The following is a 21,305-nucleotide window of genomic DNA, read 5'->3' on the forward strand; positions in this document are numbered from 1 at the left end:
TGTTAGTTAACAAACGAGACGATTTGATGAGTGCTAAAGATTATGAATACGGTATAGGTGATAATTCTTATCAAGCAGCAGGGGAATTAGCCGGTATTACGAATTTAGTGGATGATTTTTATCACAATATGGACAGTTTTTCTGAGTCACAAAAAATTCGTAATATGCATCCGCAGGATTTGGCTGAATCCAGAAAAAAACTGACCTATTTTCTCTCAGGCTGGCTAGGTGGGCCTAATTTATATAACGAACATTATGGCAGTATCAATATTCCACAGGTCCATAGACATTTTCCTATCGGTGTTGAGGAAAGTGAGGCCTGGTTATTGTGTATGCAAAAAGCAATTGATAAGCAAGCTTATGAAGTAGCCTTTAAAGTGAAGACGGTGTAGAAGTGATGATGAAGACAGTCGCAAGACTTATGGAACCCGTCGTCTTAAAAAGAAAACTGGCTGAAAAAGGCGTTCATATAAGCCGCCGGAGAATTGGTCGATTAATGAAAAAAGCCGGTTTGTTTTGTAAAACGAAGAGACGCTTTAAAGCGACGACTAATTCCAAGCATAATAAGCGTATATCTCCAAATTTACTGGAAAGAGAGTTTACTGTCTCTCAACCTGATCGCTACTATGTGGGTGATATTACCTATATTGCCACCAAGGAAGGCTGGTTATATTTAGCGGTTGTCATTGACTTATTCTCTAGGCAAATTGTTGGCTGGTCGATGGATGAGCGAATGAAAGCCAAGCTAGTCAATGATGCTTTACTGATGGCCATATGGAAGCGTAAACCAATGGATGGATTGCTTTGGCATACTGACCGAGGTAGCCAATATGCCTCTGATAGTCATAGAAAAATATTGTCGGATCATAACATAATTCAGTCTATGAGCCGCAAAGGAAATTGCTGGGACAATGCTGTATCAGAGAGCTTCTTTCATAGTTTGAAAACTGAATTGACGCACCATTGTCGATTCAAAACCAGAGTAGAAGCAAAGCAGGCAATATTTGAATATATTGAGGTATTTTATAATCGGGAGCGACTTCATTCGGCTAATGATTATTTGTCACCAGTCGATTATGAAATACAGCAGGAAATAGCTTAAATCGATTGATTGAAGAGGGGTAAAAGGCGACATAAATGCCGCCCATTACCGTTGACGGCCATCGGCTCCTCAGCCTGTGCCGTGAAGATATTGTAACAGGATCATTACCGTTGTGAAAATACCTTGGGTGAATGGAACGGCTCTATCGTTCCAGAGGGCAAAGCCCTTTCTCTTCATCTGTTTAAAGTTAACATGAGAAACTAAAATGATAGGAAATACAAAATGACAAAAATCACTTGAAACAGCCAAAAAAATATTTAGAAAACTGTCCGGAAAAGTGTTGACACATCAGTGTATTTGATGAGCAACTCCGTGTGCCAGCGGAAAGAATTAAAATGACCTGCGCTCAATAAGGTATAAATATGCACAGTAAAAACCTGAACCCGGTGTTTCACGTGATAATCGTATTGATGATGCAGGGCTAGAACGATTGGAACAGCATTTGAAATGTGGCTCTAAAATGCAAGCAGCAGTGCTGAAACAATGGATAAAACGTTACTTGATTACCCATAAAGCTCCGCCATTTTTAGGAGCTTTCCATTCATAGGTGGCGTTTTCATCGCCACGCATAAAAACCTTGGCATCATGTCTTTTAAGTTAAAGCGTCTATTAAACCGATAACAAAATTCAGCAAGATACCGAGGTAAATGTTTTGAGTTAATGGAATGATAGCTTCCCTTCATAGAGTTTTTAATATTACCTATCATAGTGTTAACCCAGATAAACTCAATTTTATCAACACTTGCCGCACCACCACCCGTGACGATTGGAACATGCTTACAGTCAGCTTCTTTAACCGCAGGAAAACAATTTAACCCATCTGAGTAAACAGTACTTCCAGGTGTTAAATGAGTTTGTGCCCATCGTTTTATTTCACTGGATTTAAACCCTTTAAGCACATTTAAATTCATTGCAATCGGGTGTCCATCTTCATTAGTAGAAACGGCTGCAACGAACGGTGTTTTATTTTCTGAACCACGACCTCTGGAGCCGCCTCTGTGCTCACCACCCCAGTAGGCATCATCAATTTGAATGATGCCTGATAAAGGTTTACTGTCATCACGTTCTTTCATAACCTGCATGATCTTTTGTTTCATACTCCAGGCTGTATTGTAGCTTACCTTAAGCTGTCTCTTTAATTCTAATGCTGAAACCGCTGTCTTCAATTGAGTCATAAGATGAATCGCTAAAAACCACTTAGATAAAGGCAGTTTGGTACTATCAAATATTGTCCCACAGGTTGCTGATGTCTGATGATGACAATGGTGGCACTGATAAAGATGGCGATGTTCTAGAGTGCAAAGTCTTATTGCCACACTCTGGGCAAACAAATCCATCAGGAAATTTCCATTTAAATAAGGCTTGTCGGCACTGTTTGTCAGTGCCATAATCATTAAAAAGCTCAAATAAACTATAACCTTCTTGAAACTGAATTTTATTTTTGACATCATTCTACTCCACACATAATCTATACTTTAATTATAGTATAATTATAGTATAATTATCGAAATATGGCGGAGCTTTGTGGGTAATCAAGAAACGTTATGGTGATTCAGCCCGAGTGCTTATTAAGCAATATGGGCAATACAGCTCAGCCATGGACTAAGTTATTTTTCTGCTTCTAGCAGTTTTTGATGACGTCGTGCTCGTTCTGCTTGTCTTTGTTCAAATTGCTGGGATGCTTGACGCATCATATGAGAATAGGACGTGAATCCGCCTTGACTTGTGTTGAGCTTTCGGTGGCTGCGTACTTTTGTTGATGAGCGGGGGGTGCTACACATAGTTCACTCCTGTTTGAGTTGCTAGTTTTAAGCATAGCAAAAAATTGCTATGAATAAACTCCGTATTATTACTTAATCTGAGTTCTGGTTAGTGCCCACCCGTAAATAGGATTTGTTATATACAAACCCCGTAGGGTGGGCATGGCTTTATCTGCCCACGCGGATTCAAGTGCTTATTATGCATACTTTCAGCGTGGGCACAAAAAGCGTGCCCACCCTACGATCTCAATACCACCACTTAAAGGTAGTGTTTCATTTAATACCACAATGGCACTGAGATAGGGCTTGGCCTCACCAATCACGATGGCTTGTTCAAAAATGGGATCGCTGCAAATGGCCATTTCTAATTCAGCAGGGGGCACTTTTTCACCATTGCTTAAAACCAGAATTTCTTTGACTCGACCGGTAATATAAAGATGATTGTTTCTAATTTCAGCTTTGTCACCCGTATGAAGCCAGCCATCAGAGCTAATGATTTTTTGAGTTGCCTGATCATTGTTCCAGTAGCCGGGCATGACATTGCTGGCCTTAATTAAGAGTTCCCTTTATCAGTAAATTTTGTCTTGATGCCGGGTAAGATTTGGCCAACGCTGAAAGGATCATTATCATCCAGTAAATTGGTGCTAATGACCGGTCCAGCTTCAGTCATGCCATAGCCCTGAGTGATGTTAAGACCCAGACCAATAAAAAATTGGGCAATTTCATTAGATAATGCCGCACCACCACTGATGGCAAGACGTAAATGACCACCCAATTTTGCCATGACTTTTTGTGCCACAATTTTATTCAATAGCGGCCAAAGTAATAGACCTGGAAACCAAGCTCGGCGATGTTGTTGAAAGAGAAATCGCTGCCAGCCTATGTCGATGGTGAGCATAAATAAATAGTTTAAAATAGCGGGTTCGGTGGCCAACTGCTGAGTGATTTTGGCATGAATACGCTCAAAAATACGTGGCACAGTGACTAGCACCTTGGGTTTAATGGTTTGTAAATCAACGGGTAGTGCATCTACTGAGCGTGCATAGGCGACTTCAGCCCCAGACATCATAGGAATATAGTAACCTGCGGTACGTTCAAACATGTGCGACAAGGGTAGAAAAGATAAGAAAAGATCATCACTACGACAGGGTACAGCAGTGATGGCTGCCCAAGTGTCAAACAGAATATTTCGATGGGTAAGCATAACCCCCTTAGGCTTGCCTGTAGTACCAGAAGTATAAACAATGGTGGCTAAACTGTCAGGATCACTGATATGATTATTCATAAGCGGTGTGGCTTGCCAGTGTTTTAAATCCTCAGTATTGGAATAGGCTTTGCTTTCCTCAAAAAAATTGATAGTTGGGCAATTTATATTTGTCTTTTGCTCAGATTTATCTTGCGCTGAATGATGTTCAATAGTGACCAGCATATTCAGTTTGTTAATTTCTTGATGAATTGATTCCAAGGTTAAAATTTGTTTATGACCATCAATAATTAATGCCCTTATTTGAGCATCATTGATGATATAAGCGATATTTTCTGCCCGATCATTGGGATAGAGAGGGACAACAATAATACCCAAGCTAAGCGCTGCTTGTTCAGAGAAAACCCAATTGGGACTATTTTTAGCCATGATGGCAATACTATCATCTGCTTGCAGGCCATTTTGTTTAAAGATAGCCTGCCATTTTAGTACTTCAAAATAGGATTCAAGCCAGCTCAAGCTTTGCCAGTCATCTAGGTCTTGAGAATAATAATGATAAGCTATTTTATGTGGTGTCGCTGCAACACGCCTAAAAAATAAGCCTGATAGCGTTTCTGCCACTTTTGGGTCAATAGCATGAGTCTTTTTATTTGTCATTGTTTTTGTTTTCATGATAAGTACCTCGTTAAGTACTATTTAATTGTTCCTATGATGTTAATGTATTCCAACCAATGCCAGGTTTAAAACGTGAGCCAAAATCTTTACTTAGATCAATAAGCACATGATCCATTTCTTTAATGCCCTGATGTTTTATATAATGCATTGGTCCACCCAGGGGGGGGCAAAGCCTGTACCAAAGATAATACCTGCATCCAGATAGTCTTCATTGGCAACGACTTTTTCTTCCAGACAGGCAACCGCTTCATTGAAGAGGCGAAACATAAGCCGATCACTGACTTGCTTAGAAGATAGGCCATGATAGCGTTGCTGATGTTTGATGGCATGGCCATTTTTGTAAGTATAAAAACCTTGTTGCGTTTTTATCCCTAAGCGTCCTTGTTCAACCCATTTGACTAATGTCTCAGGTACGACAATATTTTGTGACTCAGATAGATTGTTAGCAACGGATAAACAAATATCTAAACCCACTTTGTCAGCCAATTCGATAGGCCCCATAGGCATACCAAATTCTTTGGCGGCATTATCGATAAAGCTGGCGGGAACACCTTCAGCAAATAACTCCATTGCTTCGAGTAAGTAAGGGGTGAGTTGATGTGTCAACACTTTTCCGGACAGTTTTCTAAATATTTTTTGGCTGTTTCAAGTGATTTTTGTCATTTTGTATTTCCTATCATTTTAGTTTCTCATGTTAACTTTAAACAGATGAAGAGAAAGGGCTTTGCCCTCTGGAACGATAGAGCCGTTCCATTCACCCAAGGTATTTTCACAACGGTAATGATCCTGTTACAATATCTTCACGGCACAGGCTGAGGAGCCGATGGCCGTCAACGGTAATGGGCGGCATTTATGTCGCCTTTTACCCCTCTTCAATCAATCGATTTAAGCTATTTCCTGCTGTATTTCATAATCGACTGGTGACAAATAATCATTAGCCGAATGAAGTCGCTCCCGATTATAAAATACCTCAATATATTCAAATGTTGCCTGCTTTGCTTCTACTCTGGTTTTGAATCGACAATGGTGCGTCAATTCAGTTTTCAAACTATGAAAGAAGCTCTCTGATACAGCATTGTCCCAGCAATTTCCTTTGCGGCTCATAGACTGAATTATGTTATGATCCGACAATATTTTTCTATGACTATCAGAGGCATATTGGCTACCTCGGTCAGTATGCCAAAGCAATCCATCCATTGGTTTACGCTTCCATATGGCCATCAGTAAAGCATCATTGACTAGCTTGGCTTTCATTCGCTCATCCATCGACCAGCCAACAATTTGCCTAGAGAATAAGTCAATGACAACCGCTAAATATAACCAGCCTTCCTTGGTGGCAATATAGGTAATATCACCCACATAGTAGCGATCAGGTTGAGAGACAGTAAACTCTCTTTCCAGTAAATTTGGAGATATACGCTTATTATGCTTGGAATTAGTCGTCGCTTTAAAGCGTCTCTTCGTTTTACAAAACAAACCGGCTTTTTTCATTAATCGACCAATTCTCCGGCGGCTTATATGAACGCCTTTTTCAGCCAGTTTTTTTTTAAGACGACGGGTTCCATAAGTCTTGCGACTGTCTTCAAACAGTTTTTTAGCTGCTCAGTAAGCGCTTCATTTTCTTTCTCTCTATCCGTTTTAGGAGAGCTAACCCAATCATAGCCACATTACCAGGTTTAAAACGTGAGCCAAAATCTTTACTTAGATCAATAAGCACATGATCCATTTCTTTAATGCCCTGATGTTTTATATAATGCATTGGTCCACCCAGGAAGGGGGCAAAGCCTGTACCAAAGATAATACCTGCATCCAGATAGTCTTCATTGGCAACGACTTTTTCTTCCAGACAGGCAACCGCTTCATTGAAGAGGCGAAACATAAGCCGATCACTGACTTGCTTAGAAGATAGGCCATGATAGCGTTGCTGATGTTTGATGGCATGGCCATTTTTGTAAGTATAAAAACCTTGTTGCGTTTTTATCCCTAAGCGTCCTTGTTCAACCCATTTGACTAATGTCTCAGGTACGACAATATTTTGTGACTCAGATAGATTGTTAGCAACGGATAAACAAATATCTAAACCCACTTTGTCAGCCAATTCGATAGGCCCCATAGGCATACCAAATTCTTTGGCGGCATTATCGATAAAGCTGGCGGGAACACCTTCAGCAAATAACTCCATTGCTTCGAGTAAGTAAGGGGTGAGTACTCGATTAACCAGAAAACCGGGGGTACTTGTTACGGGCAGTGGTAACTTAGCCATTTTACCGGCAAATAATAAGGCGGTGTTTTTCGCATCGTCTGAACTGATGGCGGAACTGACAACTTCGATTAATGGCATACGTGAGACGGGATTAAAAAATGAATGCCAATTAAGCGTGAGGGTTGTTTAAGCGCAATAGAGATATCATCTAAGGGAATACTTGATGTATTAGTGGCAAAAATACAATCGTCTTTTGCCATTTGTTCACAATATTTAAACACACTTTGTTTGGCTGATACATCTTCTATGATCGCTTCAATGACTAAATCTGCTTTTTTAAACCATGATTTTTAAGGTCAGGTATTAAGCGATCCATCGCCGCTTGTATCAGATGCTTCTGCTTGAGTTTTTTACTGAAAAATTGATTGGCACGGTGTATGAGTTGTGCCAATACCTCATTGTTTTGATCGTGTACGGTCACATAAAAGCCTTTATAAACACTTTCAATGGCAATATCACCACCCATCACGCCACCACCAATGACATGTATATGTTTGAGTGCTTTGGCTTTAAGTTTGTCGTGAGTATGAGTCAATGATTTTAATTGATTTTGTAAGTTGAAAATACGTATCAAATTTTGTGCGGTTTCACTGGTAATAAGATGAGCAACAGATTCAGCTTCTTTTTCCATCATCAAAGCACTATCATGGGCATATAATTGCCATAATTTAATCAGTGCAAAGGGTGAGGGATAGTGTGACTGATTGACGCGCTTACTGACCTCTCTTTTGAGTATAAAAGCGATAAGCGGTCTAATGAGATTGCTATTGAATAGTTGATGGTAATAGGGGCGTTTATGCTGTTTAGTAAAGTTAGCATCTTCAAGCCACTTTTTAACAGTTGATTAAAATGTTGCTGAGGAATCTTATTGGAAATGACATCATCAATTAAACCCATTTTTTTTGCATGATAAATTGATAATGCACGACCGGAAAGCATTAATTTCATGGCTTTAAATACCCCCAGCAATTGGCTACTTCGTACCGTGCCACCAAAGCAAGCCGATAAACAAAGGTGTTGATATTTTTGTATAAAAACACCCATATTTGCTCAAAGTAATGAATTTCCAAGTTTAGAAATAGTTTTTAACAATGCTTGTCTTTTGATTTTGTTATCTTCATTATGTGCTACTTCACTTAATGCTGATAACTCTTTATGTTTCTTATTATCTGCATCAAATTCTGGTAAATTCATGTGTGATGTGTCAACACTTTTCCACAGTGATTTTTTCTAAATATTTTTTGGCTGTTTCAAGTGATTTCCTATCATTTTAGTTTTTGTCATTTTGATGTGTCAACAACGGTAATGATCCTGTTACAATATCTTCACGGCACAGGCTGAGGAGCCGATGGCCGTCAACGGTGCTTATTATGCTTGGAATTAGTCGTCGCTTTAAAGCGTCTCTTCGTTTTACAAAACAAACCGGCTTTTTTCATTAATCGACCAATTCTCCGGCGGCTTATATGAACGCCTTTTTCAGCCAGTTTTCTTTTAAGACGACGGGTTCCATAAGTCTTGCGACTGTCTTCAAACAGTTTTTTAGCTGCTCAGTAAGCGCTTCATTTTCTTTCTCTCTATCCGTTTTAGGAGAGCTAACCCAATCATAATAGCAACTACGGGAAACATCCATAAAACGGCACAGAATCGTTACCGGGTAATCTTTAGCCTGATCAGTTATCCATGCGTACTTCACAAAGTTTCCCTTGCAAAGTACGCTGTGGCCTTTTTAATAAATCACGCTCCTGAATCACTTTTGCCAATTCTTTTTTCAGACGTTTTACTTCATCATAAATGTGTTCATCACTTCTATTGGCTACCGTCTTCACCGGTTTGGAATATTTACTGATCCAGGTATGTAGAGTACACATTAGTGATGTAATCGTGCATAATGATAGGTGCACCGATTTCTTTCGCATATTCAGCACGTTTCATCATTTCATCAGAAGTTGCAGCGGTTACGTTCAGGTAGTGACCCTTACGCTCGCCAGTTTCTGCTTCTGCTTTATGAATGGCTTCCATAACGAAGTCAAAACGAGCTCTCCAACGCATGAATGGCTGTGAGTTAACGTTTTCGTCATCTTTGGTGAAATCCAGACCACCACGTAAACCTTCATAACAAGCACGGCCGTAGTTTTTGGCAGATAAGCCAAGCTTAGGCTTAATGGTACAACCCAACATAGGACGACCATATTTGTTTAGAATATCACGCTCTAATTGAATACCCTGTGGTGGACCATTACAAGTCATTACATAGGCAATAGGGAAACGAATATCTTCTAAACGTAAAGCACGTAATGCTTTAAGTCCGAATACGTTACCCACCAGAGAAGTCATGACATTAACCACTGAACCTTCTTCAAAAGGTCAATTGGGTAAGCAATGAATGCGTAGAAGCAAGTATCATCGCCAGGTACATCTTCGATTGCGTATGCACGACCTTTGTAGTAATCAAGGTCAGTTAGCAAATCGGTCCATACTGTGGTCCAGGTACCGGTTGAAGATTCTGCGGCAACTGCTGCTGCTACTTCTTCACGAGGTACACCATCTTGTGGTGTGACTTTAAAACAAGCCAGAATGTCTGTTTCTTTCGGGGTATAATCCGGCATCCAATATGTTTCGCGGTAGTCTTTTACACCCGCATCATAGGTCTTAGCCATTGCGTTCTCCAGTAATTCATTAAATGTTTTAATAGCGATATTCATCGCGTGTAGACATTATGCTTAAATCGATGTATAAAACATAATCAATAGTTTCTATCTTAAACATAGAGGATTATCTATGGTCTACTCAGTAGCCAAAAACCTGATTCGTCATATCAGTTTGCGTCAGATGCAAATTTTTGAAGCCGTGGTTCGACTCGGTGGCTATACCCGGGCAGCAGAAGAATTACACCTCACCCAGCCTACGGTATCAATGCAGGTAAAAAGCTCAGTGAAACAGTAGGTTATCCATTGCTTGAGTAACTTCTCAATAAGTCTGTGCAAAACTTGAAATAAAAACAAAAAAGTCTTGACAGCATTTTAGAGGACAAAAATTGCATTTTCACTGCCCCATGTAATTTATCCCTATAAATGATCCTGTCGATCTGTCTCAGATCGAAATAGAATATTTTTGAATGTTATCTTAACTGAGAGGGAGTTTGATCAACACAGGGCAAACTAAAGAGCCTTAAAAAGCCATGATACAATTGTTTTATTGAAAACAACCTGTATTGATTATAGTGAAAAAATTACCTCCAATTCCAGAGATACCTGAAGAAGAAAAGACACCGGTAGTCCGATTACTCCCTTGCTTTCATGGAGCAACAACAGGAAATCATTCAAAACCAACAGGTTGAAATCGATGCCCTTAAAACAGAAGTTGCTAAGCTTAAAAAGCTACCTCCAAAGCCTAAAATAAGAGCCAGTAAATTGCCAAAGGATGATGACAATGATAATCCGACAGGTCATTCAGGAAGCAAGAAAAACAACTCAGGAAATGGGACTAGTAAAAGTCGTAAACGAAAGAAGAAATTGGCTATTCATAAAACCACCGTTATCAAACCAGATAACCTGCCAGAACATTCACGTTTTTTAGGGTATCAGGATTATTTTGTTCAGGAGCTGCTGATTAAGCCTTTCAATACTCGTTATCGATTGGCTCGCTATAAAACACCCGATGGTGATACCTGTATAGGAAAATTGAGCTTTGATACACATATAGGACATTTTGGCCATACATTACAGAGTTATATCGTTTATCAATATTATCACCAGAGAGTGACTCAGCCATTGATAATACAACAATTAACAGAATTAGGTTTTGATATTTCAACGGGTCAGATCAATGAGATTTTAATCCATGACAAAGACCATTTTCATACTGAAAAAATACATTGCTAACTGCCGGTATCAACAATAGTACTTATATCCATGTTGATGATACGGGTAGTCGTCATGATGGAAAGAATGGTTATTGTACTCACGTTGGCAATGAAACCTTTGCCTGGTTTTCAAGTACTCGATATAAGAGCCGGATTAATTTTCTACAATTGTTACGAGGTGCTGCTGTTGATTATACGCTCAACGATGCAGCACTTGATTATATGAGAGCAGAAAAATTACCTCACAAGCCATTGAGCGTTATTGAACAAAGTCATCAGACTTGCTTTGATAATGAAGAAGCCTGGAAATACTATCTGCAGAACAATAGTATCATAACACAACGGCATGTTCGCATTGCCACAGAAGGCGCTTTACTGGGGGCATTAATTAACAGTGGCTTTCCAAGTGATTTGGTGATTGTGAGTGATGATGCAGGACAATTTGATATTTTGTTGCACGCATTATGTTGGATACATGCAGACAGAGTGTTTCAGCGGATACTACCACTCAATGAGCGACATGATAAAGAACTGAACTGGGTACATACTCAGATTTGGGAACTATTTTATGATCTCAAACAATATAAACTTGAGCCAGATGATCCGTTGAAGTCAGCGATTGCTGAACATTTTGATGAATTGTGCCGGACTAAAACAAGCTTTGAAACGTTGAATCAGGCACTGAAACGATTGGCAAGAAATAAAACAGAATTACTGCTGGTATTGGAACGGCCTGATATTCCTCTTCATAATAATTTGAGTGAAAATGATATTCGAGAATATGTTATTAAGCGTAAAATTAGTGGTAGTACACGCTCAAAGGATGGGCAACTTTGCAGAGATACCTTTGTCAGTTTAAAGAAAACTTGTTTGAAACAAGGAATTTCATTCTGGGATTTTATTAATGACCGGATCAGCAAGAGAAATTTGATCCCATATCTGCCTGAGTTGCTGAAAGGTAAAGTTTGTGCTGTTTAAATGCACAGACTTATTGAGAAGTTACGTGCTTGAGAAGGTGGGTAATAGCCTGCATACCACGACTGTAGGCGATGAAGTCTATGCCACATCGAAGAATATACTCAGTAGTATGGTGGCATTGGGTGAGTCAACAGCAGATTTAGATGGTGTGGTTAAAGGGCCATTGCGCCTAGCGGTGATTACTACGGCTAAGTATTTTATGCCGCATTTACTCGGTGCTTTCATTAATTTGCATCCAGAAGTGCAGCCTATATTGAAAGTGACTAATCGCTCACGGGTTTTAGAACGCTTAAAGGCCAATGAAGATGACATTTTAATTATGGGGCAAGTACCAGAAGAGATCAGTGTTGAAGCGCATCCCTTTGTTGACAATGAATTAGTAATAGTGGCTGATCCTAATCATCCTTTAGCACAGCGTTCATCCGTGAGCTTAGAAGACTTGAGTAAAGAACGGTTTTTAGTCCGTGAATCAGGTTCGGGTACGCGCTTAGCGATTGAACGCCTGTTTGAAGAACAGCGGCTTAAAGTCAATCCTTATATGGAATTAGGCAGTAGTGAAGCCATCAAACAGGCCGTCATGGCAGGCTTGGGCATTTCTGTTTTATCAAGACATAATTTGCGTTTAGAATTGGCAGGAAAGCATATTGCAATTATTGATGTCGTTGGTTTTCCTCTCTATTATCGTTGGTATGCGGTACATCTTAAGGATAAAAAATTATCGTTAGTCTCACGTACATTCTTAGATTTTTTATTGCAACAGGGAAAAGATATGTTGCAGAAGTATGACTTCTTTTAAGGGGATGCCACTAGCGCCAGAAGGTGAATTGGTTTTCATTATCTTGGCTAAGGTGGGTGCGATATCAATGGGCTGTATTTTTCTATTGATTCGCTGTGCGGTTATTTTCCCACCGGCAAAAATAACCGGAACAAAGGTGTCATAGTTCCATGGACCGCCATGATTAGCTGCCACGTGTTCATTATCGAAATCATTAATAAAGTATTGAGGCTGAAAAATGATTAAAATATCACCGGAACGTTTTTTGTGATAATTGCGCAAGGCTGCACGATGTAGAAACGTGTCAGGTAATTCGTTAGTGCTTAAGGCGTTGCTGGAAATAGCTAAGGCAACACCTTTAATGCCCATTAATTCATTGGCAATGGCGGTTTCGACTTCACTTAAATTAAGCCCTTTTTGCTTGATGACTGCGTGATCAAGATATAGATAGGGAGGGAAAAATGATTTAATCAACTTTTGGCCAATGCCAAAACGTTTTTTTAGGGCGGCAATGGCAGGTGCTTTATCCCATGTGTTAGGGGATACATAGTTTGATTCGATACCATAACTATTCCAGTGTGCTGGTGTTTCAGGTCCACCATGATCAGCGGATAGCACAATGAGTGTATTTTCTAAACCGATATGCTTGTCTACGTAGGCAAATAAATCTTTCAAAGTGCGATCCAAATGTAACATATTATCTTCTGCCTCGCGGCTGGATGGGCCGAAAATATGGCCTATATAATCAGTGGAAGAAAAACTAATAGCAAGAAAATCGGTAATGTCATCCTGGCCTAATTGTTCCTCTGCAATAATAGTTTTGGCAAAGTCCAGGGTTAATTCATCACCAGCCGGGCTAAAGGTTAGATAATTATTAAAGTTTTTATGATCTGACTTGCCATAAGCATGAGGAAACGTGCGCCCAAAGCCAGCGAGATCGACTTCCCCGGCTTGGTTATCCTTATTAACATAAAGTTGAGGAGATTGTTTGTTGACTAGCTCCCAGCTTTTGCCGCTATAGGCATGCGGTTTTTGTTGCTGATTCCAGCTAATGACCCATTCTGGATATTGTAGGTAATAATAGGAGCTAGTAATAAATTCACCGGCACTTTTGGAAAACCAGAAGGCTTTACCATGATGACCCGCCAGCGTAACTGCCCCTCGATCTTTAACAGAAACAGCAAATATCTTAGCCTTACCATTGCTGCTTAATGACAGTTCGTCACTGAATGTTGTCACCATGATATTGGCGGGTGAACGTCCGTCAGTGGAAGCCAAGGCTTGCGAGGCATCTACTTCAGTGCTTTTATCAATATCGGCATTTTTTGACAGGATATGATAGCGTGAGTCTTCAATGTTATAAGCCAACTTGCCTGTTTGTCGATCAAACCAGACGTTTGAAACCATGCCATGCTCTGCAGGATCAGCCCCAGTCGCTAAAGAGGTATGACCTACAACGGTTTCTGTATTGCTATGGCCATAGTGAGCATTGTTATACCAAAGGCCATTGTTTTTTAGATAGCGAAATCCACCCTGTCCCATATTTTTCATGTATTTATCAGGTAAATCGCCACGTAGTTGATCAACGGTGATTTGTAAAATCAGTTTAGGCTTTTTTGAGGGGGGGTTAGCGAATACGGTTGTAGTTAAACTGATAAGTGAAATAAAGCAGAATATGCTAAGGACATTTAATAAAAATTGATGAGCAATGTTTTGCTTGTTTAATACTATAATGTTTTTTGAACTATCCATCAGCTTTGTTTTGACCTTAGTGATCCCTATAAGGTCAAAAATATAACATGGCCGGCAAATAAATTCTTGTTGTTTTAGTTCAATAATTTATCTTTTTAGATAATCACTAAGACTCATGGGCACAAAGCAAGGATTTATCGGTTTCCCCGCTTTGAGCCATTTTTTCTAGAAAACTTAATACTTTGAGGCTGGCATTTTCCATTTCTTCCAGTGAATTTAAGCCTGCAACAATATCATTGTCCATAAAATTATTAATTGCCTCAATACCGGCTTTATGGACAACAAGATGGGGCTGTTCAATGTCTGAATAACCGGGCAGTTTAGAAAAACATTGCTTGCCATCACCTTCATAATACCATTTACCTAATCGGCATAAGGTGTGATCGGAAAAATCACTGGCTGTTTTTTCGCTTCTACCCATAAAGACTTTATAAATTTCAAACTTATAAACTAGGTGATCCAGTTTTGCTAGTTCGACAAAGCTTCTTAAGGCTGAGGCGGAAATAGTGCCTTCCATTTGTAATGATAAATCTAATAAGCTATGCATATTATTGGCAGCTTGATCACCTATCTGGCCAAAATTTTCAGAATCGTTGGTCACGCTTTCCATTTGTTTTTGCGCAATTTCAGTATCTGATTGAATGACATTAACCAAGGAAGCAATTTCATCAGTCGCAATGCTGGCTCTTTCTGCTAGGGAGCGTACTTCATCAGCAACGACGGCGAAACCACGTCCTTGCTCACCCGCACGAGCTGCTTCAATGGCAGCATTGAGGGCTAATAAGTTGGTTTGTTCAGAGATATCGCGAATGACTTTTACAAAACCACCAATGTTATCAGCATGTTTATTCAGTCCATTGACAGCTTCAGAGTTCTTTTGTGTGTCGCCAGACATTTTGTGTAAGCTACTGGCTATATCGTTAATGTTGTCACGGGTGGTAACGGATACCTCAGCTGCTTTTATGGCGACACTTTTTTCTTCTTTTAGAGTGACAGCCATGGTATTGAGCGAGCTTTGAAAGGCACTTAAAGAACTTCCAAAACGTTGAAAGTTTTCATAAATTCCCTGTGATAAAACCTGCTGTTGTTGTCCATTTGTATGTTGTTGTTGCAGGGCTGCATTTTCTTGCTTGACCGTATTTAACTCGTCTTCTAATTGTTGATGTTTGTTTTTTAGCTCAGAGAGTTCTTCCTGAGTTTGTAATAATAATTTTTTATTTTTAGATGAAGTAAACATATAAATTCCACTAAGTTACATTAACTTTATACGGTTAATCTTTAATTTTTCAGTATTATAGCCTGTAGTATTCGGACTACATAGTATTTATCGGCATTTAAAGTTATTACTTTAAAAATATTGCTTTTTGTATGATAAATACGCTTAACTTAAGCAAATAATAGCCGAATAAAATTTAAAGTACAGATATATTGTTATTATAATTATCAATATATGGGGTGTTGTAATTAATACCATAGTAAAACGCTTGGTTTTGTGGCTTTTAAAGGAAATAATAGGTTATAATGGCTAATCTCCCAGCTAAACGCATCGACTGGATGCATTGAGTCTTTTCACATGTCTACTGCAAAAAAATCCCGTTCGCATAAAAGTTCTAATTTGCATAATATTTTCGCCTATGACAAATATTGGGCAGAATGCTATGGCATTTCTGATTTTTTACCCCACACACGTGAAGAAATGGAGGCTTTGGGCTGGGATTCCTGTGATGTTGTTTTAGTGACGGGTGATGCCTATGTTGACCATCCGAGTTTTGGTATGGCTTTAATTGGTCGTTTACTGGAATCACAAGGCTTTCGGGTTGGCATCATTGATCAACCGGATTGGCAAAGTTGTGAACCCTATAAGATACTGGGCAAGCCGAATTTATTTTATGGTGTCACTGCAGGCAATATGGATTCCATGATCAATCGTTATACGGCAGATCGTAAATTACGCCATGACGATGCCTATACACCGGATGATGAGGGGGGTAAACGTCCTGACCATGCTGTTTCTGTTTATACTCAACGTTGTAAAGAAGCCTGGTCTGATGTGCCGGTTGTCATTGGCGGAATAGAAGCCAGTCTCAGACGCATTGCGCATTATGATTATTGGTCGGATAAAGTGAAACGCTCGATATTGGTGGATTCAAAGGCTGATTTATTAGTTTTTGGTAATGGTGAGCGACAAATTACAGAAATAGCCCATCGTTTATCTCGCAGTGAAGACATCGCCAAGCTGGATAATATTCGTGGCACAGCTTATATGGTGAAACACCAGCAAAAAAACTGGATGGAAATTGATTCCAGTCGTGTTGATCGCCCGGGCAAGGTAGATGCGGTGGTGAGTCCATATAAAATGATCGATCAAAATAGTTGCTCGGATGCCAAGGCATCTAAAGACTCTAATGATATGGCTCAGCAAGTTAATGAGGCGGGTGAAATTGCTGTTCCTATAAAAAGTATTGCGAAAACGTTAAACCGTGAACGCTCGGTGATCCGTTTGCCGTCCTATGAAAAAGTAATTGCCGATCAAGTGCTTTATGCTCATGCCTCCCGGGTGCTACACCTTGAAACCAATCCAGGTAATGCCCGAGCCTTAGTACAGCGTCATGGTGATCGTGATGTGTGGTTAAATCCACCGCCTTTTCCTTTGACCACAGAAGAATTGGATCAACTCTTTGAATTACCTTATAAACGTACCCCGCATTCGGATTATGAAGGCAAAAAAATGCCTGCTTATGAGATGATCCGCTTTTCAATTAATATTATGCGTGGTTGCTTTGGTGGCTGTACTTTTTGTTCTATTACTGAGCATGAAGGCCGGATTATTCAGAATCGCTCAGAAGATTCAATTATTCGTGAGATTGAAGAAATACGGGATAATGTGCCGGAGTTTAAGGGCTATATTTCTGATCTGGGTGGTCCGACCGCTAATATGTGGCGACTGGCCTGTGATGATAGAAAGGTTGAGGCTGCTTGTCGGCGTTTATCCTGTGTTTTCCCCAAGATCTGTTCCCACATGAATACAGATCACGGGCCTTTGACGCATTTATACCAACGGGCTCGACAATTACCCGGTATTAAAAAAGTGTTTGTTGCTTCTGGCTTACGTTATGATTTAGCCGTACGCTCACCTGAATACGTCAAAGAGTTAGTTACGCATCATGTGGGTGGCTATTTAAAAATTGCCCCTGAGCATACCGAAGAAGGTACGCTAAGCAAAATGATGAAGCCGAAAATAGACTCTTATTATGAATTCAAACAAATGTTTGAGCAGTTTTCTAAGGAAGCGGGCAAGGAACAATATTTGATCCCGTATTTTATTGCTGCACACCCTGGCACGACAATAGACGAAATGATCAATCTGGCATTATGGCTTAAAGAAAATGATTTTCGCTTGGATCAGGTGCAAAATTTTTATCCATCACCAATGGCTACAGCCACGACGATGTACCATAGTGAACGTAATCCGCTGAAAAAACTCAGTTATAAATCAGAAAAAGTACTGACAGCAAAGGGTGAAAAAGTAAGGCGTTTGCATAAGTCCTTATTGCGTTACCATGATCCTAAAAACTGGCCTCAAATCCGGGAAACTTTACGAGAGATGGGACGACATGACCTGATAGGTGATGGTGATACGCAGCTCGTACCGGCTGAGGAAAAACGTAAAAACTCATTTTCGCGTGGGGCTAAAACGAATTTTATTCATAGGAAAAAGCCAAAGAATAAACGCGCTTCGGTTTAGTTGATAATTAATAGTATTGTTCAGTTTGTACTCTTTGTGATGCGCTTCGTTCCTCAGCAGCATCCTACTGCTCATACCATTTAGAGCTCATCGCCTTAAGCACCTTATTCGGATACCGAGCCTTTCCCAAACTGCCATTATAGCGTCCCAAAGCACGAAACAAATCCCCTTTTTCAATTTTTAAATAATAACTCAAAATAGTACAACCAAACCTAAGGTTGGTTTGAATATCAAATAAATTATCATTGGGGTGGCCAATTTCTCGAAGCCAGAAGGGCATGATTTGCATTAAGCCTCTAGCGCCTACCCAGGAAAGGGCATATTGATCAAAGTTACTTTCCACTTGAATGACCGATAGAACCAGTTCAGGTTGCAAGTCAACTCGGCTCGCTTCCTGATGCACATATCTTAATATTTCCAGACGTTCTTCGGGATTCGGCACTTGTTTGGCCATGCGAGTAGACATATCCAATAGCCAGACTTCTGCATCAAAACGATCGGTAAAACTGGAGGTGTCTGCAACGGCTTCGATCAGTAAGTTTTTTAGTTTCTCATCGATCTGAGTGCGATAGTCTAAGGCCTGTGCTGTGTTCAAAGCACTGAGGAATAAGGCCAATAGCAGTATGCACAATAAATAATATGCATACGCCATTGGTGTGTTGGGGTGTTTAAAGCGCCTGTACATGCTTGATGATATCTTCAACAGCAATTTCACTGGCTTCACTATCGGTACGGCCTTTAAATTCGAAGACACCCTTGTCAAGACTGCGCTCACCAATAACGATTCGGTAGGGGATACCAATTAATTCCATATTGGCAAACATGACCCCAGGACGCTCTTTGCGATCATCAAATAAGACTTCGATGCCAGCGGCTTGGAGGTCAGCATATAATTTGTCAGCCGTTTCACGGACACGTTCACTCTTATGCATGTTCATGGGTACAATACCGACTTTAAACGGTGCTAGAGCCGCTGGCCAGATAATGCCATTATCATCGTGATTCTGTTCAATGGCAGAAGCAACCACACGGGATACACCAATACCATAACAGCCCATGCTCATGATTTCGGCCTTACCATTCATATCCAAGACACTGGCATCCATGGCTTTGGAATAGGTTTTGCCTAATTGGAAAATATGACCGACTTCAATACCGCGCTTAATGCTTAAAATGCCTTTGCCGTCAGGGCTGGGATCACCATCCAGGACATTACGAATATCGACTATAGTGCCAAGCTCAACATCGCGTTCCCAGTTGACACCCGTGCAATGCTGGCCATCAATATTAGCACCACAGACAAAATCACTGCAAGCGGCAGCACTGCGATCAACAAAGACTGGAATGTTCAGACCGATAGGGCCGATAGAACCCGCCTGACAATTGACGGCGGCTTTTATTTCATCATCGTTAGCGAAGGTTAAAGGATTGGCAATAGCCATTAATTTTTCTGCTTTGATTTCATTGAGTTCGTGATCACCGCGTAGTACTAGGGCAATGACATCAGCTTCCACTTCTTCACTGGCTTTGACTAATAAGGTTTTAAGCACTTGGGCTGGTGGTACATTTAAAAACTGGCTGACTTCTTCAATACTATGTTGATTGGGTGTATCAATGGTGTTTTTTTCATTATGGGGGGCAGCGCGTTCGGTGTCACAAATGGCTTCAGCGAGTTCGACATTGGCTGCAAAGTTACTCTCACTACTAAACGCGATAGCATCTTCGCCGGAATCAGCGAGGACATGAAACTCATGGGAGGCATTGCCGCCAATTGAACCTGTGTCAGCATGTACAGCACGAAACTCCAGCCCCATTCGACTAAAGATACGGGTGTAACAGTCGTACATCGTTTCATAGGTTTTTTGCAGGCAGTCTTGTGACGCATGAAAAGAATAGGCATCTTTCATAATAAATTCACGAGAGCGCATGATGCCGAAGCGGGGACGAATCTCATCACGAAACTTGGTTTGTACTTGATAGAAGATAGCGGGTAATTGTTTATAGCTTTTTAATTCATAGCGTACCAGATCGGTGATCACTTCCTCATGGGTTGGGCCAATACAGAATTGACGATTATGACGGTCAGTGACACGTAATAGTTCGGGGCCGTATTTTTGCCAACGACCGGATTCCTGCCATAGTTCAGCAGGTTGTACGGCAGGCATTAAGAGTTCCTGACCGCCAGAATTATTCATTTCTTCACGTACAATTGCTTCTGCCTTACGTAAAACTCTGAGTCCAAGTGGTAACCAGGAATAGAGACCTGATGCCAGTTTACGGATCATACCGGAACGTAGCATCAGTTGATGGCTGATGATGGTGGCATCAGCAGGTGATTCTTTAAGAGTAGGTAGTAGATATTGTGAAGTACGCATGGATTAATCTTCTTTACGATAAAGGTGATGTTAACAAAATTTTATAAGTGGCTCATTTTACCCTAAGCCGCCTGATGAAAATAGGGGAAAGCTTGTTATTGATTAGAATGTTCGAGTAGCTCATCCGTAGTTAGGTAGAGGTATAACGAAAAATTATCATTACGTTATTAAAAAATCCAGTAAATAAACATAATAATGATTTTTTTAGGTTTATGACTCCCCCTAGGGTAAGTCCTAATAGAGTCCAAGGAAAGAAGTGATTATTATATGCCCATAAAAACAGCTAGATTATTATTAATTTTTCGCTTATAAAAGTTAGAACATTCTTATATTAGGTAATGATTATTTTTAATAAATGTTGTATAGTGTTGATTTTAATCAGGCTATATTATTCATTTTTGTGATAAAAAGTCATTTCCTAGTATAAATAATAAAAATTTAACTTATATGGATGTAGCAGCGGGCTCTAGTTAAAGAAAATAATAACAAAATAATAAAAAGTATCTTGTAATAACCCTAAAAAAATAATAAGTTTAGTAGTTCTATTGCGTGGTTTAGCCTAATTTCAGAGCTAGATTGCCCTAAATGAAAAAAAAGTCGCGACATTAGCTCGATACGTATAGAATATACCCCTGATACTTCCGTGATTACGATGCGAAAATTTATTTGTGAGCTAATATTAATCCATTATCTATTAACTTGTTAATAATACTTTTATACACCTGTTTTTATTACATAAATAACGATATACAGCTTTTTTATTCCATGTTTGATTTACAACACATTTGTTTACAAGACATTTACAACACTTTGT

20 protein-coding genes and 5 pseudogenes are annotated in these 21,305 nt (G+C 39.9%); 7 read left to right on the forward strand and 18 right to left on the reverse strand.

What is annotated here, in order from left to right:
• Positions 1 to 26 precede the first annotated feature (26 nt).
• Positions 27 to 392 carry a group II truncated hemoglobin gene (locus tag JEU79_RS12670; RefSeq protein ID WP_198265991.1) on the forward strand — a complete coding sequence of 122 codons (366 nt, stop codon included), beginning with the start codon at positions 27 to 29 and terminating at the stop codon, positions 390 to 392.
• 16 nt (positions 393 to 408) lie between these two features.
• Positions 409 to 1,102, forward strand: a pseudogene (locus JEU79_RS12675) (IS3 family transposase); the annotation flags it as partial.
• Positions 1,103 to 1,605: 503 nt separating this feature from the next.
• Here JEU79_RS12675 and JEU79_RS12680 read toward each other — a convergent pair.
• The 14 genes and pseudogenes from JEU79_RS12680 to JEU79_RS12750 all read right to left on the reverse strand — a co-directional run.
• Positions 1,606 to 2,536 (reverse strand): annotated as a pseudogene (locus JEU79_RS12680) (IS1595 family transposase).
• A 535-nt stretch (positions 2,537 to 3,071) separates the two neighbouring features.
• Positions 3,072 to 3,398, reverse strand: a complete 327-nt coding sequence (locus tag JEU79_RS27475) for an AMP-binding protein (RefSeq protein ID WP_198264406.1) — start codon at positions 3,396 to 3,398, stop codon at positions 3,072 to 3,074.
• A gap of 17 nt (positions 3,399 to 3,415) precedes the next feature.
• Positions 3,416 to 4,738, reverse strand: a complete 1,323-nt coding sequence (locus tag JEU79_RS12695) for an AMP-dependent synthetase/ligase (protein ID WP_198264407.1) — start codon at positions 4,736 to 4,738, stop codon at positions 3,416 to 3,418.
• Between the two features lie 138 nt (positions 4,739 to 4,876).
• Positions 4,877 to 5,350, reverse strand: coding sequence for a 3-hydroxyacyl-CoA dehydrogenase family protein (locus tag JEU79_RS12700; RefSeq protein ID WP_198264408.1), 474 nt, complete (start codon positions 5,348 to 5,350; stop codon positions 4,877 to 4,879).
• A gap of 276 nt (positions 5,351 to 5,626) precedes the next feature.
• Positions 5,627 to 6,331 (reverse strand): IS3 family transposase, encoded by a 705-nt coding sequence (locus JEU79_RS12705; RefSeq protein ID WP_198265992.1) that lies wholly within the window; start codon positions 6,329 to 6,331, stop codon positions 5,627 to 5,629.
• A gap of 4 nt (positions 6,332 to 6,335) precedes the next feature.
• A complete protein-coding gene (locus JEU79_RS12710; protein WP_281401065.1) occupies positions 6,336 to 7,004 on the reverse strand; it encodes a 3-hydroxyacyl-CoA dehydrogenase family protein in 669 nt (222 codons plus the stop codon).
• Positions 7,005 to 7,040: 36 nt separating this feature from the next.
• Positions 7,041 to 7,225: pseudogene (locus tag JEU79_RS28605) on the reverse strand (3-hydroxyacyl-CoA dehydrogenase NAD-binding domain-containing protein); the annotation flags it as partial.
• A gap of 41 nt (positions 7,226 to 7,266) precedes the next feature.
• Positions 7,267 to 7,635 (reverse strand): 3-hydroxyacyl-CoA dehydrogenase NAD-binding domain-containing protein, encoded by a 369-nt coding sequence (locus JEU79_RS12720; RefSeq protein ID WP_198264409.1) that lies wholly within the window; start codon positions 7,633 to 7,635, stop codon positions 7,267 to 7,269.
• A 41-nt stretch (positions 7,636 to 7,676) separates the two neighbouring features.
• Positions 7,677 to 8,048, reverse strand: coding sequence for a hypothetical protein (locus tag JEU79_RS12725; protein WP_198264410.1), 372 nt, complete (start codon positions 8,046 to 8,048; stop codon positions 7,677 to 7,679).
• Positions 8,049 to 8,054: 6 nt separating this feature from the next.
• Positions 8,055 to 8,198: a hypothetical protein gene (locus JEU79_RS12730; protein WP_198264411.1), complete on the reverse strand. Its 144-nt coding sequence runs from the start codon at positions 8,196 to 8,198 to the stop codon at positions 8,055 to 8,057.
• A 161-nt stretch (positions 8,199 to 8,359) separates the two neighbouring features.
• Complete coding sequence (locus JEU79_RS28610; RefSeq protein ID WP_198265995.1) at positions 8,360 to 8,539, reverse strand: IS3 family transposase; 180 nt, start codon at positions 8,537 to 8,539, stop codon at positions 8,360 to 8,362.
• Positions 8,464 to 8,697, reverse strand: coding sequence for a hypothetical protein (locus JEU79_RS12740; protein WP_198262780.1), 234 nt, complete (start codon positions 8,695 to 8,697; stop codon positions 8,464 to 8,466). The genes JEU79_RS28610 and JEU79_RS12740 overlap by 76 nt, the downstream gene beginning before the upstream one ends.
• Positions 8,675 to 8,872 (reverse strand): hypothetical protein, encoded by a 198-nt coding sequence (locus JEU79_RS12745; protein WP_198264412.1) that lies wholly within the window; start codon positions 8,870 to 8,872, stop codon positions 8,675 to 8,677. The genes JEU79_RS12740 and JEU79_RS12745 overlap by 23 nt, the downstream gene beginning before the upstream one ends.
• A 1-nt stretch (position 8,873) precedes the next feature.
• A pseudogene (locus JEU79_RS12750) lies at positions 8,874 to 9,661 on the reverse strand (ribulose-bisphosphate carboxylase large subunit); the annotation flags it as partial.
• A 121-nt stretch (positions 9,662 to 9,782) separates the two neighbouring features.
• Here JEU79_RS12750 and JEU79_RS12755 point away from each other — a divergent pair.
• The 4 genes and pseudogenes from JEU79_RS12755 to JEU79_RS12765 all read left to right on the forward strand — a co-directional run.
• A pseudogene (locus JEU79_RS12755) lies at positions 9,783 to 9,964 on the forward strand (helix-turn-helix domain-containing protein); the annotation flags it as partial.
• Positions 9,965 to 10,300: 336 nt separating this feature from the next.
• Complete coding sequence (locus JEU79_RS26490) at positions 10,301 to 10,885, forward strand: hypothetical protein (RefSeq protein WP_246539956.1); 585 nt, start codon at positions 10,301 to 10,303, stop codon at positions 10,883 to 10,885.
• Positions 10,879 to 11,844 carry an IS66 family transposase gene (locus JEU79_RS12760; RefSeq protein ID WP_198262524.1) on the forward strand — a complete coding sequence of 322 codons (966 nt, stop codon included), beginning with the start codon at positions 10,879 to 10,881 and terminating at the stop codon, positions 11,842 to 11,844. Before JEU79_RS26490 ends, JEU79_RS12760 begins: the two co-directional genes overlap by 7 nt.
• Positions 11,845 to 11,869: 25 nt before the next feature.
• Entirely contained in the window at positions 11,870 to 12,640 is a 771-nt protein-coding gene (locus tag JEU79_RS12765; RefSeq protein ID WP_198264413.1) for a LysR substrate-binding domain-containing protein, read from the forward strand.
• Here the strand turns inward: JEU79_RS12765 and JEU79_RS12770 are convergent.
• Entirely contained in the window at positions 12,593 to 14,371 is a 1,779-nt protein-coding gene (locus JEU79_RS12770) for an alkaline phosphatase family protein (RefSeq protein WP_198264414.1), read from the reverse strand. The genes JEU79_RS12765 and JEU79_RS12770 overlap by 48 nt on opposite strands.
• 106 nt (positions 14,372 to 14,477) lie before the next feature.
• Positions 14,478 to 15,608, reverse strand: coding sequence for a methyl-accepting chemotaxis protein (locus JEU79_RS27485; protein ID WP_198264415.1), 1,131 nt, complete (start codon positions 15,606 to 15,608; stop codon positions 14,478 to 14,480).
• 336 nt (positions 15,609 to 15,944) lie between these two features.
• Here JEU79_RS27485 and JEU79_RS12780 point away from each other — a divergent pair, with 336 nt between their 5' ends.
• Positions 15,945 to 18,116, forward strand: coding sequence for a YgiQ family radical SAM protein (locus JEU79_RS12780; protein WP_198264416.1), 2,172 nt, complete (start codon positions 15,945 to 15,947; stop codon positions 18,114 to 18,116).
• Between the two features lie 64 nt (positions 18,117 to 18,180).
• On the opposite strand, the gene JEU79_RS12785 is transcribed toward JEU79_RS12780, so the two are convergent.
• The gene (locus JEU79_RS12785; protein ID WP_198264417.1) at positions 18,181 to 18,768 is read right to left on the reverse strand and encodes a lytic transglycosylase domain-containing protein; all 588 of its coding nucleotides are present in this window, start codon (positions 18,766 to 18,768) and stop codon (positions 18,181 to 18,183) included.
• Positions 18,769 to 18,784: 16 nt separating this feature from the next.
• The gene (locus JEU79_RS12790) at positions 18,785 to 20,491 is read right to left on the reverse strand and encodes a proline--tRNA ligase (RefSeq protein WP_198264418.1); all 1,707 of its coding nucleotides are present in this window, start codon (positions 20,489 to 20,491) and stop codon (positions 18,785 to 18,787) included.
• Positions 20,492 to 21,305 lie beyond the last annotated feature (814 nt).

It is taken from the genome of sulfur-oxidizing endosymbiont of Gigantopelta aegis (genome assembly GCF_016097415.1).
Taxonomy (GTDB): Bacteria; Pseudomonadota; Gammaproteobacteria; order GRL18; family GRL18; genus GRL18.